The organism is Rhodococcus sp. YL-1, assembly GCF_001942025.1.
GTDB classification, from domain to species: Bacteria; Actinomycetota; Actinomycetes; order Mycobacteriales; family Mycobacteriaceae; genus Rhodococcus_F; species Rhodococcus_F qingshengii.
In genome coordinates this window covers 1,995,139-2,010,250 of sequence record NZ_CP017299.1, presented here as the reverse complement: position 1 = coordinate 2,010,250, position 15,112 = coordinate 1,995,139, and the positions used below count along the sequence as shown (strand labels likewise).

Sequence of the window (15,112 nt, the reverse complement as noted above, 5' to 3'; positions counted from 1 at the left end):
AGTACTGCAGTATCGTTCTCAGTACTATTACCTAGCTAGGAGCCGACCGTGCCCGTCGAACGCCTGATGCCCAGCCAAGAAGCTCGCGATCTCATCGAACTGACGCGTGATGTCGCGGACAAGGTACTCGCGCCCAAGGTCAACGAATACGAGAAGGCCGAGAAGTATCCAGACGGAGTGTTCCCCGCACTCGGACAGGCGGGTCTGCTGAGCCTTCCGTATCCCGAGGAGTTCGGCGGCGGCGATCAGCCGTACGAGGTGTACCTCCAAGTGCTCGAAGAGATCGCCTCACGCTGGGCAGCGGTTGCAGTGGCGGTGAGCGTGCACAGCCTGTCGTGCTTCCCGCTGTTCACCTTCGGCACCGACGAACAGAAGAAGCGCTGGCTACCGGACATGCTGGGCGGCAACACCATCGGCGCGTACAGCCTTTCCGAAGCGCAGGCCGGATCCGACGCCGCCGCGTTGTCGTGCAAGGCGACGCCCACCGACGGCGGCTACCGCGTCAACGGCTCGAAAGCCTGGATCACCAACGGCGGCAAGGCGGACTTCTACAATCTCTTCGCACGCACCAGTGACGACGGTTCACGCGGCGTCTCCTGCCTCCTGGTGGACAAGGACACCGAAGGCCTCAGCTTCGGAAAACCCGAAGAGAAGATGGGGCTACGCGCGGTCCCCACTGCCTCCGCGAATTACGACGACGCCTTCATTCCTGAGGAGCGATTGATCGGTCAGCGCGGCCAGGGGCTGCCGATCGCCTTCAGCGCTCTCGACTCCGGCCGACTCGGAATCGCCGCCGTTGCCGTCGGAATCGCTCAAGGCGCGCTCGACGACGCGGTCGCTTACGCGAAGGAGCGCAAGGCATTCGGCAAGCGGATCATCGATCACCAGGGACTCGGTTTCGTGCTCGCGGACATGGCTGCCGCAGTCGACTCCGCGCGAGCCACCTACCTCGATGCAGCCCGCCGCCGCGACGCCGGAGTTCCGTATTCACGCAACGCGAGCGTCGCCAAGCTCGTGGCCACCGACGCGGCAATGAAGGTCACCACCGACGCCGTTCAGGTATTCGGCGGGTACGGATACACCCAGGACTTCCCCGTCGAGCGCTACATGCGCGAGGCCAAGATCACGCAGATCTTCGAGGGCACCAACCAGATTCAGCGATTGGTCATCGCGCGCCAACTGGCGGGATAGCCCCCCGGTACGAATGCCCTCCCACACAGAGTGGGAGGGCATTTTGCATGGTGATGTTCAGTCGCCGCAGCATCCACCCGAAGACGGAATCTCGCGGGTCTCACGGGTAATCGCGTTGCGGGCAGCCAGTTCCGAGTAATCGGGGTAGTCCACGCGGACCAACGAAAGTCCGTGCGCCGGAGCAACGAGGATGGAACTGGATCGCGACGTTTCGTCGAGCAAACCTGCCACCCAGTCGGCGGTGCGCCGTCCCTCACCGACGGAGAGGACTGCGCCGACAAGACTGCGAACCATCGACCAGCAGAACGCATCGGCATTCACGTACGCCGTGAACACCGTGCCCACTTGGGTCCAGTCGAAACGCTGCAGCTCCCGCACCGTCGTAGCGCCTTCTCGACGCTTGCAGAATGCCGCGAAGTTGTGCAGACCCAGCAGCCGATTCGACGCTTCCTGCATCGCTCCGAGATCGAGTGGTTTGGGATACGAGACGGTGTCGCGTGCGCGTAGTGGTTCCACTCCGAACGCCGCGTTGGTCACCCGGTACTCGTAATAACGTCGCATCGCGGAGAAGCGCGCATCGAAGTCACCCGGAACCACCGATATCTGTTTGACCCGAACGTCCTTGGGCAGAAATCGTGCAAGTCTGCGCACGAGTCGAGACGGATCATCCGGGAGCAACTCTCCCGGAACGTCGACGTGCGCTACCTGACCGGTGGCGTGGACACCGGCGTCGGTTCGACCGGCAACGGTCAACTGAACCGGGCGTCGAAGCACCGTTCCCAACTTGTCTTCGATCTCACCGCACACGGTGCGCAGATCGGTCTGGCGGGCCCAACCCGAGAAGTCGGTGCCGTCGTAGGAGATGTCGAGCCGCAATCGAACGAGCCCGCCGTCCCCGATGGGGGCGGCGGGCTCGTTCGATTCAGCGTGTGCCGAAACCAAGGGAGACTAGTCCTTCTTGGCCTCTTCGGCCTCGGGAGCGTCGGCCGCAGTTGCGGTCTCGTTCTCGATGGCCTCGACGACTGCGTCAGCGTTCTCGACCTCAGCCTCGGTCGCGTCGGCCTCTACGGCCTCGACGACGTTCTCTGCGGCGGGAGCTTCCTGCGAGGACTTGACGCGACGAGCGCGGTCAGCCTCGGAGGTGACGGTCTTTTCCTTGACGAGCTCGATGATTGCCATCGGAGCGTTATCACCCTTGCGGGGGATCGTCTTGATGATGCGGGTGTATCCACCGTTACGGTCCGCGTAGAACGGGCCGATCTCGGCGAACAGGGTGTGAACGACATCCTTGTTGCGGATGACCTTCAGCACCTCACGACGGTGAGCCAGCGTGCCGGCCTTTGCGTGCGTGACGAGCTTCTCGGCGTAGGGGCGCAATGCCTTGGCCTTGGACTCGGTGGTGGTGATGCGACCGTGCTCGAAGAGCGCGGTAGCCAGATTGGCGAAAATCGCCTTCTGGTGGGAAGCCGACCCGCCGAAGCGGGCACCCTTCTTGGGCTTGGGCATGATGATCTCCTAGTAAAGGACCTGAGCTGCTACAGCTGTTCGGTCTCGGCGTAGTCCTCGGTACCTTCGGCATCGCCGAAGGAACCGGCATCAGTGTCACTCCACGTTCCGGTGGCGGCGTCGTAGCCGGCAACGGTGGTGGGATCGAAGGATGCGGGGCTGTCCTTGAGGGACAGGCCGAGCGAATGCAGCTTGACCTTGACCTCGTCGATGGACTTCTGTCCGAAGTTGCGGATGTCGAGCAGATCGGACTCGGTACGGCCGACAAGCTCACCGACGGTGTGAACACCTTCGCGCTTGAGGCAGTTGTAGGAGCGGACCGTGAGGTCCAGATCCTCGATGGGGAGTCCGAAGGAAGCGATGTGATCGGCCTCGGCAGGCGAGGGTCCGATCTCGATTCCTTCTGCTTCGACGTTCAGCTCACGGGCCAGGCCGAAGAGCTCAACCAGGGTCTTGCCCGCCGAAGCGAGCGCGTCCCGTGCGGTGATGGAGTTCTTCGTTTCCACGTCGAGAACGAGCCGATCGAAGTCGGTGCGCTGTTCGACGCGAGTGGCCTCCACCTTGTAGGTGACCTTGAGCACCGGCGAGTAGATCGAGTCGACCGGGATACGGCCGATCTCTGCGCCGGACGCCTTGTTCTGAACGGCGGGGACATAGCCACGACCGCGCTCGACTACGAGCTCGATCTCCAGCTTTCCCTTGTCGTTCAGGGTGGCGATGTGCAGATCAGGGTTGTTCACGGTGACGCCTGCCGGGGGCACGATGTCGCCCGCAGTAACAGCGCCGGGGCCCTGCTTGCGGACGTACATGGTGACCGGCTCGTCCTCTTCGGAGTTCACGACGAGGCCCTTGAGGTTCAGGATGATGTCGGTGACATCTTCCTTCACGCCCGGGACGGTGGTGAACTCGTGGAGAACGCCGTCGATACGGATGCTGGTGACAGCAGCGCCGGGGATCGACGAGAGCAGCGTGCGGCGCAGCGAATTGCCGAGCGTGTACCCGAAACCTGGCTCCAGGGGCTCGATGACGAACTTCGAGCGGTTATCAGCGATGACCTCTTCGGTCAGCGTGGGTCGCTGAGAAATGAGCATTGGTATTTCCTCCTGTACGGACGTCCACTATTTGACGCCCACGATGGGAAAGGGCCTGCGGCCCTGTGAGTGGTTGAGGAGTCCGGAGACTCCTCAACCACTCACGGGGTGCGAAGCGCCTTACTTCGAGTAGTACTCGACGATGAGCTGTTCCTGCAGAGCGATGTCGATCTGCGCGCGCTCGGGAAGCTGGTGAACCAGGATCCGCAGACGCGAGCCGACAACCTGCAGCCACCCGGGAACCGGGCGATCGCCGACGGTCTCACGCGCAACCTGGAACGGAAGCGTGGAGAGCGACTTCTCCTTGACATCGATGATGTCGTACTGCGAGACGCGGTAGCTCGGGATGTCGACCTTCTTGTTGTTCACGAGAAGGTGACCGTGCGTGACCAGCTGACGTGCCTGACGGCGCGTGCGAGCGAGGCCTGCGCGGTACACGACGTTGTCGAGACGCGACTCGAGGATGCGAAGCAGGTTCTCGCCGGTCTTGCCGGGGCGGTTGTTCGCCTCCTTGTAGTACAGGCGGAACTGCTTCTCCATGACGCCGTAGGTGAAGCGAGCCTTCTGCTTCTCCTGCAGCTGGAGCAGGTACTCGCTCTCCTTGATACGCGCGCGGCCGTGCTGTCCGGGCGGGTACGGGCGACGCTCGAATGCCTGGTCGCCTCCAACGAGGTCGACGCGCAGACGACGCGACTTGCGGGTGATGGGTCCGGTATAACGTGCCATTTTCTTCTACCTATCCTTCCCGCTATACCCGACGCCGCTTGGGCGGACGGCAGCCGTTGTGCGGCTGGGGGGTTACATCGGAAATGGTGCCGACCTCGAGGCCAGCGGCCTGGAGGGAACGGATTGCGGTCTCGCGACCGGATCCCGGTCCCTTGACGAAGACGTCAACCTTCTTGACACCGTGCTCCTGCGCCTTACGGGCAGCGCTCTCAGCAGCAAGCTGAGCGGCGAAGGGAGTCGACTTACGCGAACCCTTGAAGCCGACGTGTCCCGAAGACGCCCAGGAAATGACATTTCCGGCGGGGTCCGTGATGGACACGATGGTGTTGTTGAAGGTGCTCTTGATGTGAGCGGCGCCGTGCGGGATGTTCTTCTTATCCCTGCGACGCGTCTTCTGGGTCTTCTTCGGACCGGTGCTACGTGACTTCGGGGGCATTACTTCGCCTTCTTCTTGCCGGCAATGGTGCGCTTCGGACCCTTACGGGTACGGGCGTTGGTCTTGGTGCGCTGACCACGCACGGGCAGACCACGACGGTGGCGCAGGCCCTGGTAGCAGCCGATCTCGATCTTGCGACGGATGTCGGCCTGAACCTCGCGGCGAAGGTCACCCTCGACCTTGAGCGACTCCTCGATGTACTCGCGGAGCTTTGCCAGGTCCTCGTCCGAGAGGTCCTTGCTCCGGAGATCCGGGCTGACGCCGGTGGCGTCAAGGATTTCCTTGGAGCGGGTACGGCCGATGCCGTAGATGTATGTCAGTGCGATCTCCATGCGCTTTTCGCGAGGAAGATCAACACCAGAGAGACGTGCCATGGTGGCATTTCCTTATCGGTGTGCGGAGGTCTGCTCCCAGCCCTTCCCCTGTGCCTCTTGCCGAGTACCGACGCCCGAAGGCGCAGATGATCTCATCAACTAACTCAGTGGGGCCCCGGCCTCCGTGCCGGGGGTGAACCATTGTCCGACCTTGGCGATCGGTGAACGATCGCGTGGGGTCTCGTCAACAATGGCTGGTACTGGGAGGTCTTCTTTGCTTGTTGCCAAGCAGATCTTCGAAAAGCTAGATCTAGCCCTGACGCTGCTTGTGACGCAGGTTCTCGCAGATCACCATGACTCGACCGTTACGGCGAATCACTTTGCACTTCTCGCAGATCTTCTTGACGCTCGGCTGAACCTTCACGTCTTCTGATCTCCTGTTTTGTCGCAGCCCGCCGCGATGAACCGCGGCAGACATACTTCTCCCTGACCCAGGTCAGGTCCGGGAAGTTCGTTACTTGTAGCGGTAAACGATGCGTCCGCGCGACAAATCGTAGGGCGAGAGCTCTACGACAACGCGATCTTCCGGGAGGATGCGAATGTAGTGCTGACGCATCTTTCCGCTGATGTGGGCGAGGACCTTGTGGCCATTCTCGAGCTCAATGCGGAACATCGCATTGGGCAGCGGCTCGACTACTCGTCCTTCGACCTCGATGGCCCCGTCTTTCTTAGCCATATCCTCCGCGATCCGTTTGGTTTGGCATGCTTCGTGCATCGGCTTCCGTTACATTGGCACGCAATGGAAAGATCGTCGGCAGTTCGAAAGGCCTATCCCGGAGCGATCCAGGCGTAGGCACACGAACTATCGACGCGCATAGCGCACCGCCTAGCCATGTTACGCGATGTAAACGACCAGGCCAAATGCGCCTCCGGTCAGGGTGACGACGCACACCGCTCCCCCATCGAAAAAGTCCCAGCCTCGAAATGAGGCTGGGACTTCTCGAACGTGAATCATGCTCGCTGCCAACACTTGTCAGCGACTGTGTCGACTACTCCGGCCGGAGTGTCAGAATCCGCGGACCGTCTTCGGTCACTGCGACAGTGTGTTCCCAGTGCGCCGCACGGGACCCGTCGGTCGTCACAACGGTCCAGTCGTCGTCGAGAATCACCGTGTCGGTGGTGCCGAGCGTGAGCATCGGCTCAATCGCCAGGCACGATCCGACAACCAGTTCAGGACCCTTACCCGGGGCACCTTCATTGGCGAGGAACGGATCCATGTGCATTTCCCGGCCGATTCCGTGTCCGCCGTATCCGTCGACGATGCCGTAGGAACGACCGTGCAACTTCTCGGCGGCATGAGTACCGACCTCGATCGCGTGCGAAACATCCGTCAGACGGTTGCCGGCGATCATTGCCGCGATCCCGGCTTCCATAGAAAGCCGAGTGGCTTCGCTGAGCTCCTGATCGGCGACGCTGATCTCACCGACACCGAACGTCCAAGCGGAGTCACCGTGCCATCCGTCGAGGATCGCGCCACAGTCGATGGAAACCAGGTCGCCTTCAGCCAGGATGTCCTGAGCTGAAGGGATTCCGTGAACGACGCGATCGTTGACCGAAGAGCAGATCGAGCCGGTGAAGCCGTGGTACCCGAGGAACGAGGGCACGGCGCCGGCGTCACGAATGACGGATTCAGCGACCGCGTTCAATTCCAAAGTGCTGACACCGGGCTTCGCCGCAGCGCGAACCGCCACCAGAGCCGAACCCACGATCGCGCCGGCAGCAGCCATCGCGTCGAGTTCGCCCGCGGAGCGGAACGGAACAACCTTGCGTTTGCGCCCGAAGACCATTACTTACCCAACGCTGCCAGTGCGCGAGCGTTGACCTCTTCGACCTCGCCGATCGCGTCGACGGAGACGATGCTGTCCTTGTAGTAATCGAACAGCGGTGACGTCTCGTCGCGGTAGACCCGGAGTCGGTTGCGAATGACGTCCTCGGTGTCGTCTGCACGACCGCGGGCGAGCATACGCTCGACCACGATGTCCTCGTCGACGACGAAGGAGAGGACACCGTCGAGCTTGGTGTCGAGATCCTTCAAGATTCCCTCGAGTGCCTGAGCCTGTTCGACCGAGCGCGGAAATCCGTCGAGAAGGAAACCGTTTGCTGCGTCCGGTTCTGCGACGCGAGCCTTCACCATGTCGTTGGTGATCGAGCTCGGTACGAGTTCGCCGGCGTCGATGTACTTCTTTGCTTCCACACCGAGAGCGGTGGCCTGACCGATGTTCGCGCGGAAGAGATCACCCGTGGAGATATGGGGAACGCCGAACTTCTCGGACAAGATAGCGGCCTGGGTGCCCTTGCCGGCACCGGGAGGACCAAGGAGGACAAGTCTCACTTGAGGAACCCTTCATAGTTACGCTGCATTAGCTGACTCTCGATCTGCTTCACGGTGTCCAGGCCGACGCTGACCATGATCAGCACCGCGGTGCCACCGAACGGCAGGTTCTGCGCGCCGCCGCCATTCCCGATGTCGAGGAACAGGTTGGGCAGAACAGCAATGGTGCCGAGGTAAATCGCACCCGGAAGGGTGATGCGACTCAGCACGTAGTTGAGGTAGTCCGCGGTCGGCTGACCGGGTCGGATACCGGGGATGAAGCCGCCGAACTTCTTCATCTCGTCGGCGCGCTCTTCGGGATTGAAGGTGATGGCGACGTAGAAGTACGTGAAGAAGACGATCAGGCCGAAGTAGATCGCGATGTACACCGGGTTGGCCGGATTCACCAGGTAGGTGTTGATGAGGCGCTGCCACCAACTGGGGTCGACCGCTGTACTGGCCGAAGTCAGCTGTGCAATCAAGTTCGGGAGGTACAGCAGTGAAGACGCGAAGATCACCGGGATGACGCCGGCCTGGTTCACCTTCAGAGGCAGGTACGTCGAGGATCCGCCGTACATCTTGCGTCCGACCATCCGCTTCGCGTACTGCACCGGGATACGACGCTGACCCTGCTCGACGAAGACGACACCGGCGATGATCAGCAGCGCTGCGAGGCAGACGAAGGCGAAGACCAGCGGACCACGGCTGTCGAGGATTGCCTTGCCCTCGCTCGGGATACGCGATGCGATACCGGCGAAGATGAGGAGGGACATACCGTTGCCGACGCCACGTTCGGTGATGACCTCGCCGAACCACATGACCATGGCAGCACCGGCAGTCATGACCAGCACGATGATGACAAGTCCGAAGATCGACTTGTCGGCGATGATGTCGTCACAGCCCTGGAGCAACTGTCCGCGTGCCGCAAGAGCGACGATGCCGGTCGACTGCAGGATTGCCAGAGCAATGGACAGGTAACGCGTGTACTGCGTCATCTTGGCCTGGCCGGACTGGCCTTCTTTCCGAAGTTCCTCGAACTTCGGAATCACCACGGTCAGGAGCTGCACGATGATGCTCGCCGTGATGTACGGCATGATGCCGATCGCAAAGATCGACATCTGCAGCAGAGCGCCGCCGGAGAACAGGTTGATCAGCGAGTAGATACCTGCTGAGTCACCGGAGTTGGCGATATCGATGCACTGACGCACACGGCCGTAGTCGACACCTGGGGACGGGATGAGAGCGCCGACCCGATACAGAGCCACCAAGCCGAGGGTGAAGAGGATCTTCCGCCTCAGGTCTGGGGTCCTGAGGGCCGAGACGAAGGCGGAAAGCAAAGATCCTCCTGGCACGACGGTAGGGAGACAGATCGTTTTGACCTGTCGAACTTTTGAACTCTAACAGTGAGCATTTGGGAACTAGGCGGGCAGACCACGAAAACCGGGTAAGCCGAAGATACATTTGCCACTCGGTGACCAGAATACTGGCCCGTCCGAGCATGCACGACCAATCTGTGACACGACCTCGTACCTGTGACACGACCTCGTAGACGCCGATGGCCGCACCGCAGCAAACGCTGCGCTGCGGCCATCGGACTAGCTACGCGTGATCACTCACAGCTCGGTGGCGGAACCACCGGCAGCAGCAATCTTTTCCTTGGCGGAACCGGTGAACTTGTCGACGGTCACCTGAACGGCAACTGTCAGTTCGCCGTCGCCCAGAACCTTGACGAGCTGGTTCTTGCGGACTGCGCCCTTGGCGACGAGATCCTCGACCGTGATTGCTCCACCTTCGGGGAACAGACGGGCGATGTCGCCGACATTGACGACCTGGTACTCGACGCGGAACGGGTTCGTGAAGCCCTTGAGCTTGGGCAGACGCATGTGAAGCGGCATCTGTCCACCCTCGAAGCCCACGCGCACGGTGTTACGTGCCTTGGTGCCCTTGGTACCGCGACCTGCGGTCTTACCACGCTTGCCGCCCTCACCGCGTCCAACACGAATCTTGTTGGACTTGGATCCCGGAGCGGGGCGCAGGTGGTGCAGTTTGATGGTCATGGTTAGACCTCCTCAACTGTTACGAGGTGGCGCACCACGTTGATCAGACCGCGGTTCTGTGCGTTGTCCTCACGAACAACGGTCTGACGGATGCCCTTGAGACCCAGCGTGCGCAGAGAATCCTTCTGGTTCTGCTTGGTCCCGATGATGCTCTTGATCTGAGTGACCTTGAGATCTGCCATTACTTCACACTCCCAGCAGCCTGTGCGCGAGCGCGAAGCATGCCGGCGGGTGCAACCTCTTCGAGGGTGAGGCCGCGGCGAGCCGCAACTTCCTCGGGACGCTGCAGACCCTTGAGCGCAGCAACGGTCGCATGCACGACGTTGATGGCGTTGTCGCTACCGAGCGACTTCGACAGGATGTCCGCGATACCAGCGCACTCCAGCACGGCGCGCACAGCGCCACCGGCGATAACACCGGTACCGGGGCTTGCCGGGCGAAGCATGACGATGCCGGCAGCAGCCTCACCCTGAACGGGGTGAGTGATGGTGTTGGCGATCATCGGGACGCGGAAGAAGCTCTTGCGAGCCTCCTCGACACCCTTCTGGATGGCCGCGGGAACTTCCTTGGCCTTTCCGTAGCCGACGCCGACCAGTCCGTTGCCGTCTCCGACGATCACCAGAGCGGTGAAGCTGAAGCGACGACCACCCTTGACGACCTTGGAAACGCGGTTGATCGTGACAACGCGCTCGATGAACTGTGACTTCTCCGCAGCGTTTCCGCCACGGCCACCGTCGCGACGGTCACGGCCGCCACCACGGTTGTCCCCACGAGCGTTGCTGTTGTCACCGCTGTTGGGGCCATTCTGTCCGGCGGGTCCGCTTCCGCCGTCACGCCTTTGACGTCCCGGCATCAGGCTGTCCTTCCGTTGAAAATGTTGGTCATCAGAACTTCAACCCGCCTTCGCGAGCCGCGTCTGCCAGGGCCGCGATGCGACCGTGGTAGCCGTGTCCGCCGTGGTCGAAGACAACTGCTTCCACGCCGGCAGCCTTGGCGCGCTCGGCGATCAGCTGACCGACCTTCGCGCTCGCAGCCTTCTTGTCGCCTTCTGCCACGCGCACGTCTGCTTCGATGGTCGACGCGGAGGCCAGGGTGTGGCCGGCCAGGTCGTCCACGAGCTGGACGTGGATGTGGCGCGAGGACCGGTTGACGACCAAGCGGGGACGCTCGGGCGTGCCGGAGACCTTCTTGCGGAGACGGAAGTGACGACGCGTCTTCGAGAGACGACGCTTGGTGGACGCATCCTTGCCCAGCGGAATCCGCTTGGCTTTCTGGTTTGCAGTCTGGCTCATATCACTTACCCGTCTTTCCGACCTTGCGGCGGATCTGCTCACCCTCGTAACGCACGCCCTTACCCTTGTACGGGTCCGGACGACGGAGACGACGGATGTTGGCCGAGATCTGCCCGACCTTCTGCTTGTCGATGCCGGACACCGAGAACCGGGTGGGCGACTCGACGACGAAGGTGATGCCTTCAGGAGCCTCGATCGGCACCGGGTGGCTGAAGCCGAGCGCGAACTCGAGGTCCTTGCCCTTCAGTGCCACACGGTAACCAACACCGTGGATCTCCATCTTCTTCGTGTAACCCTCGGTGACACCGGTGATGATGTTCGCAACCAGGGTCCGCGACAGACCGTGCAGCGCGCGGCTACGACGCTCGTCGTCGGGGCGCGTGACGCTCAGCGAGCCGTCCTCTGCCTTTTCGATTGCGATGGGCTCGGAGATGGTCAGCGCGAGGGTGCCCTTGGGACCCTTGACGGTGACATCCTGGCCGCTGATCGTGACGTCAACGCCCGCGGGGACGGTGACCGGAATCTTTCCAATACGCGACATTGTGGTGGCCTCCCTTACCAGACGTAGGCGAGGACTTCCCCGCCTACTCCTTGATTGGCCGCCTGGCGATCGGTGAGCAGACCGGACGACGTGGAGATGATGGCCACGCCGAGGCCTCCGAGGACCTTGGGCAGGTTGGTGGACTTCGCGTAAACCCGGAGACCGGGCTTGGAAACGCGACGCACGCCGGCGAGGCTACGCTCGCGGCTGGGACCGTACTTCAGATCGACGATGAGGGTCTTGCCGACCTCTGCGTCTTCGGTACGGAAATCGGAGATGTAGCCCTCGCGCTTGAGGATCTCGGCGATGTTCGCCTTGATCTTCGAGTGGGGAAGCTTCACCTCATCGTGGTACGCCGTGTTGGCGTTGCGCAGACGCGTCAAGAAGTCTGCGATGGGGTCAGTCATGGTCATAGGTCGACCTCGACACCTTTCTCGCTGTGGTTCCCATGCAACACCGGACGAATCCGATCGTGGGCCTCCAGCAATTCGGCTGGGCCGTCCGACTTGTGTCAGACGGCGTAAGTTACCGCACCGAGCTGAACGCATGCGTCAGCCACGGCAACCGCTCTAGTGTAGGGAACTTTGGCGCAGGTGTCCACCGGGATCCCATGTCGCCTCCCCCACTGCCGCCCGAAGGATGCGATCGGGAAGCTATCGACGCACCCCGAAATCTGAACTGCTCGTTCGGCACCGAAGAACGACACCGACGAACGATGATCGCTTTCAACCAGAGTCGCAGCGGGGCAGTTCTTTTCAGGATCGGCACGATTCACATCTCGATGAAAAACACGAATGGGCGTGGGTTCCAAAGGAACCCACGCCCATTCACATGCGTGGTGTGACGAAGCCCGAGGGCCTCAGATCACCAAGAGCTCTTGCGAACTCCGGGAAGCTCGCCGGCGTGAGCCATCTCGCGAACGCAGATACGGCACAAGCCGAACTTGCGGAACACCGAGTGCGGGCGACCGCACCGCTGGCAGCGGGTGTAGGCGCGAACCGCGAACTTGGGCTTCTTGTTGGCCTTGTTGACCAATGCCTTCTTAGCCATGCGCTCAGTTCTCCTTGAACGGGAAGCCGAGGTGCTTGAGCAGTGCACGGCCTTCTTCGTTGTTGGTTGCGGTGGTCACGACGGTGATGTCCATGCCGCGGGGGCGATCGATCTTGTCCACGTCGATCTCGTGGAACATCGACTGCTCGTTGAGGCCGAACGTGTAGTTGCCGTTGCCGTCGAACTGGTTGCCCGAGAGACCGCGGAAGTCGCGGATACGGGGCAGAGCGACAGACACGAGGCGGTCCAGGAACTCCCACATGCGGTCACCACGGAGGGTGACGCGTGCACCGATGGGCATACCTTCGCGGAGCTTGAACTGCGCGATGGACTTACGTGCCTTGCGGATCTCGGGCTTCCGGCCCGTGATCAGCGACAGGTCATGGACAGCGCCGTTGATCAGCTTGGCGTCACGGGCAGCGTCGCCGACGCCCATGTTGACGACAACCTTGACGACGCCGGGGATCTGCATGACGTTCGAGTAGTCGAACTCGCTGTTGAGCGCGTCCTTGATCTCAGCGCGGTAGCGTGCCTTGAGGCGCGGCTGGACCTTGTTTTCGGTGGAGGTCATGTCAGATGTCCTTCCCGTTCTTCCGGGAAATCCGAACGCGCTTGCCGGACTCTTCGTCGGTGCGGTAGCCCACGCGGGTGGGGTTTCCGTCCGAGTCGACGACTGCAACGTTGGAAACGTGGATCGGGGCTTCCTGCGTGACGATGCCGCCGGAGGATGCTCCGCGCTCGTTCGCGGAAACCGCGGTGTGCTTCTTGATTCGGTTCACGCCTTCGACGAGGACCTTGTCGGTCGCGGGGTAGGCCTGAATGACCTTGCCCTTCGCGCCCTTGTCCTTGCCGGCGATGACCAGAACGGTGTCACCCTTGTGCACCTTCATCACAGCACCTCCGGGGCAAGCGAAACGATCTTCATGAACTTCTTCTCGCGCAGCTCACGGCCGACGGGTCCGAAGATGCGGGTTCCACGGGGATCACTGTCAGCCTTGATGAGCACTGCAGCGTTCTCGTCGAACTTGATGTAGGAACCGTCCGGACGACGGCGCTCCTTGGTCGTGCGAACGATGACGGCCTTGACGACCTCACCCTTCTTGATGTTTCCACCGGGGATTGCGTCCTTGACGGTGGCGACGATGACGTCACCGATCCCGGCGTAGCGACGTGACGAACCGCCGAGAACGCGGATGCAAAGGATTTCCTTGGCACCCGTGTTATCAGCGACGCGAACTCGCGACTCCTGCTGAATCACTTGATCTCCCTAGACCTGGAATTTCGTGCGCAACGGATTACCGACCCGGTGCGCGCGGTCATTGTTGCCACCTGCGTCGTGTCTGAGCTGCAGTCCCACCGACCGACGTCGGGAGACGATCACTGCAAGCACCGTTCGAGCTGCGCACGTGAAGACACACCTCTGCCACAGGCAACCGTTCTATTGTAGGGAAGGGTTCACCGAATACCAAATCAGCCGTACTCGACGCAACTCGAACCCTTCGCCCGGAAAGCCCCGAAAGCCCCCGGAAAGCCGAATGGCCCACTCCCCCAAGGGGAAGCGGGCCATTCGGTGATACTCGATCAGCTCGAGGATTCGATCAGGCTTACTTGGCCTTTTCGAGGACCTCGACCAGACGCCAGTGCTTCGTCGCGGACAGCGGACGGGTTTCCATCAGCTGAACGCGGTCGCCGACGCCGGCAACGCCGTTCTCGTCGTGCGCCTTCACCTTGGTCGTACGGCGGATGATCTTGCCGTAGAGCTTGTGCTTGACGCGGTCTTCGAGCTCGACCACGATCGTCTTTTCCATCTTGTCGGACACGACGTATCCGACACGGACCTTACGGCTCGCGCGCTCTTCTGTGCTCACTGCTTTTTCCTCACTCATGCCGCGTCACCTGCATCCGGACCCACAGCGAGTCCGAGCTCACGCTCACGCAGGACGGTGTAGATGCGCGCGATCTCGTGACGAACGGTGCGCAGTCGTCGGTTGTTGTCCATCTGGCCGGTAGCCATCTGGAAACGAAGGTTGAAAAGCTCTTCCTTCGACTCACGGAGCCGGGTGACCAGCTCGTCTTCACTGAGCTCGCGGAGCTCTGCTGCTGGGGTTCCAGTAGCCATCAGAACTGCTCCTCTCTGGTCACGATCCGGCACTTGCACGGGAGCTTGTGCATCGCGCGGCGCAGGGCCTCACGAGCAATCTCCTCGTTGGGGTATGTCATCTCGAACAGAACGCGTCCGGGCTTGACGTTGGCAATCCACCACTCGGGCGAACCCTTACCGGAACCCATTCGGGTTTCGGCCGGCTTCTTCGTGAGGGGGCGATCCGGGAAGATGTTGATCCAGATCTTGCCGCCACGCTTGATGTGCCGAGTCATGGCGATACGAGCGGACTCGATCTGCCGGTTGGTGATGTAGGCAGGCTCGAGAGCCTGGATGCCGTAGTCACCGAAGGTCACCTGGGTACCGCCCTTGGCGGCACCCGAACGGCTCGGGTGGTGCTGCTTGCGGTGCTTGACCCGCCGTGGGATCAACATGC

Annotated in this window: 25 protein-coding genes; 1 reads left to right on the top strand and 24 read right to left on the bottom strand. The window is 61.7% G+C overall.

What is annotated here, in order from left to right; all coding sequences use genetic code 11:
• Positions 1–48: 48 nt before the first annotated feature.
• On the top strand, positions 49–1,191 hold the full coding sequence (locus BH682_RS09405) for an acyl-CoA dehydrogenase family protein (RefSeq protein WP_019747558.1): 1,143 nt from the start codon (positions 49–51) through the stop codon (positions 1,189–1,191).
• A gap of 57 nt (positions 1,192–1,248) precedes the next feature.
• On the opposite strand, the gene truA is transcribed toward BH682_RS09405, so the two are convergent.
• The 24 genes from truA to rplP form a co-directional block, all read right to left on the bottom strand.
• Entirely contained in the window at positions 1,249–2,133 is an 885-nt protein-coding gene (gene truA, locus BH682_RS09400; RefSeq protein WP_003940839.1) for a tRNA pseudouridine(38-40) synthase TruA, read from the bottom strand.
• 6 nt (positions 2,134–2,139) lie between these two features.
• Positions 2,140–2,697 (bottom strand): 50S ribosomal protein L17, encoded by a 558-nt coding sequence (rplQ, locus tag BH682_RS09395; RefSeq protein WP_003940748.1) that lies wholly within the window; start codon positions 2,695–2,697, stop codon positions 2,140–2,142.
• A 29-nt stretch (positions 2,698–2,726) separates the two neighbouring features.
• The gene (locus BH682_RS09390) at positions 2,727–3,788 is read right to left on the bottom strand and encodes a DNA-directed RNA polymerase subunit alpha (RefSeq protein WP_003941016.1); all 1,062 of its coding nucleotides are present in this window, start codon (positions 3,786–3,788) and stop codon (positions 2,727–2,729) included.
• A gap of 120 nt (positions 3,789–3,908) precedes the next feature.
• Entirely contained in the window at positions 3,909–4,514 is a 606-nt protein-coding gene (rpsD, locus tag BH682_RS09385; RefSeq protein WP_003940769.1) for a 30S ribosomal protein S4, read from the bottom strand.
• Between the two features lie 22 nt (positions 4,515–4,536).
• Positions 4,537–4,950: a 30S ribosomal protein S11 gene (gene rpsK, locus BH682_RS09380; RefSeq protein WP_003940683.1), complete on the bottom strand. Its 414-nt coding sequence runs from the start codon at positions 4,948–4,950 to the stop codon at positions 4,537–4,539.
• Positions 4,950–5,324 (bottom strand): 30S ribosomal protein S13, encoded by a 375-nt coding sequence (gene rpsM, locus BH682_RS09375; RefSeq protein ID WP_003940834.1) that lies wholly within the window; start codon positions 5,322–5,324, stop codon positions 4,950–4,952. Before rpsM ends, rpsK begins: the two co-directional genes overlap by 1 nt.
• Before the next feature lie 250 nt (positions 5,325–5,574).
• Complete coding sequence (gene rpmJ / locus BH682_RS09370) at positions 5,575–5,688, bottom strand: 50S ribosomal protein L36 (protein ID WP_003938068.1); 114 nt, start codon at positions 5,686–5,688, stop codon at positions 5,575–5,577.
• Between the two features lie 90 nt (positions 5,689–5,778).
• A complete protein-coding gene (gene infA, locus BH682_RS09365) occupies positions 5,779–6,000 on the bottom strand; it encodes a translation initiation factor IF-1 (protein ID WP_003418601.1) in 222 nt (73 codons plus the stop codon).
• 313 nt (positions 6,001–6,313) lie between these two features.
• Positions 6,314–7,111 carry a type I methionyl aminopeptidase gene (gene map, locus BH682_RS09360; RefSeq protein WP_003940806.1) on the bottom strand — a complete coding sequence of 266 codons (798 nt, stop codon included), beginning with the start codon at positions 7,109–7,111 and terminating at the stop codon, positions 6,314–6,316.
• The gene (locus BH682_RS09355; RefSeq protein ID WP_003940868.1) at positions 7,111–7,656 is read right to left on the bottom strand and encodes an adenylate kinase; all 546 of its coding nucleotides are present in this window, start codon (positions 7,654–7,656) and stop codon (positions 7,111–7,113) included. The genes map and BH682_RS09355 overlap by 1 nt, the downstream gene beginning before the upstream one ends.
• Positions 7,653–8,972 carry a preprotein translocase subunit SecY gene (gene secY / locus BH682_RS09350; protein WP_003940773.1) on the bottom strand — a complete coding sequence of 440 codons (1,320 nt, stop codon included), beginning with the start codon at positions 8,970–8,972 and terminating at the stop codon, positions 7,653–7,655. Before secY ends, BH682_RS09355 begins: the two co-directional genes overlap by 4 nt.
• Before the next feature lie 276 nt (positions 8,973–9,248).
• Entirely contained in the window at positions 9,249–9,692 is a 444-nt protein-coding gene (rplO, locus tag BH682_RS09345; protein ID WP_003940829.1) for a 50S ribosomal protein L15, read from the bottom strand.
• Positions 9,693–9,694: 2 nt separating this feature from the next.
• Positions 9,695–9,874: a 50S ribosomal protein L30 gene (rpmD, locus tag BH682_RS09340; protein ID WP_003940751.1), complete on the bottom strand. Its 180-nt coding sequence runs from the start codon at positions 9,872–9,874 to the stop codon at positions 9,695–9,697.
• Positions 9,874–10,545: a 30S ribosomal protein S5 gene (rpsE, locus tag BH682_RS09335; protein WP_003940718.1), complete on the bottom strand. Its 672-nt coding sequence runs from the start codon at positions 10,543–10,545 to the stop codon at positions 9,874–9,876. Before rpsE ends, rpmD begins: the two co-directional genes overlap by 1 nt.
• A gap of 31 nt (positions 10,546–10,576) precedes the next feature.
• Positions 10,577–10,984 (bottom strand): 50S ribosomal protein L18, encoded by a 408-nt coding sequence (rplR, locus tag BH682_RS09330; protein ID WP_003940996.1) that lies wholly within the window; start codon positions 10,982–10,984, stop codon positions 10,577–10,579.
• A 1-nt stretch (position 10,985) separates the two neighbouring features.
• On the bottom strand, positions 10,986–11,525 hold the full coding sequence (rplF, locus tag BH682_RS09325) for a 50S ribosomal protein L6 (RefSeq protein WP_003940970.1): 540 nt from the start codon (positions 11,523–11,525) through the stop codon (positions 10,986–10,988).
• 14 nt (positions 11,526–11,539) lie between these two features.
• A complete protein-coding gene (rpsH, locus tag BH682_RS09320) occupies positions 11,540–11,938 on the bottom strand; it encodes a 30S ribosomal protein S8 (RefSeq protein WP_003940873.1) in 399 nt (132 codons plus the stop codon).
• Between the two features lie 451 nt (positions 11,939–12,389).
• Positions 12,390–12,575 carry a type Z 30S ribosomal protein S14 gene (locus BH682_RS09310; RefSeq protein ID WP_003940698.1) on the bottom strand — a complete coding sequence of 62 codons (186 nt, stop codon included), beginning with the start codon at positions 12,573–12,575 and terminating at the stop codon, positions 12,390–12,392.
• A gap of 4 nt (positions 12,576–12,579) precedes the next feature.
• Complete coding sequence (gene rplE, locus BH682_RS09305) at positions 12,580–13,146, bottom strand: 50S ribosomal protein L5 (RefSeq protein WP_075832743.1); 567 nt, start codon at positions 13,144–13,146, stop codon at positions 12,580–12,582.
• 1 nt (position 13,147) lies between these two features.
• Entirely contained in the window at positions 13,148–13,465 is a 318-nt protein-coding gene (rplX, locus tag BH682_RS09300) for a 50S ribosomal protein L24 (RefSeq protein ID WP_003941019.1), read from the bottom strand.
• Positions 13,465–13,833: a 50S ribosomal protein L14 gene (gene rplN / locus BH682_RS09295; protein WP_003940951.1), complete on the bottom strand. Its 369-nt coding sequence runs from the start codon at positions 13,831–13,833 to the stop codon at positions 13,465–13,467. Before rplN ends, rplX begins: the two co-directional genes overlap by 1 nt.
• A gap of 346 nt (positions 13,834–14,179) precedes the next feature.
• Entirely contained in the window at positions 14,180–14,461 is a 282-nt protein-coding gene (rpsQ, locus tag BH682_RS09290) for a 30S ribosomal protein S17 (RefSeq protein ID WP_003941020.1), read from the bottom strand.
• Positions 14,458–14,694 (bottom strand): 50S ribosomal protein L29, encoded by a 237-nt coding sequence (rpmC, locus tag BH682_RS09285; protein WP_003940734.1) that lies wholly within the window; start codon positions 14,692–14,694, stop codon positions 14,458–14,460. Before rpmC ends, rpsQ begins: the two co-directional genes overlap by 4 nt.
• Positions 14,694–15,110, bottom strand: coding sequence for a 50S ribosomal protein L16 (gene rplP / locus BH682_RS09280; protein ID WP_003940899.1), 417 nt, complete (start codon positions 15,108–15,110; stop codon positions 14,694–14,696). Before rplP ends, rpmC begins: the two co-directional genes overlap by 1 nt.
• Between the last annotated feature and the right edge of the window lie 2 nt (positions 15,111–15,112).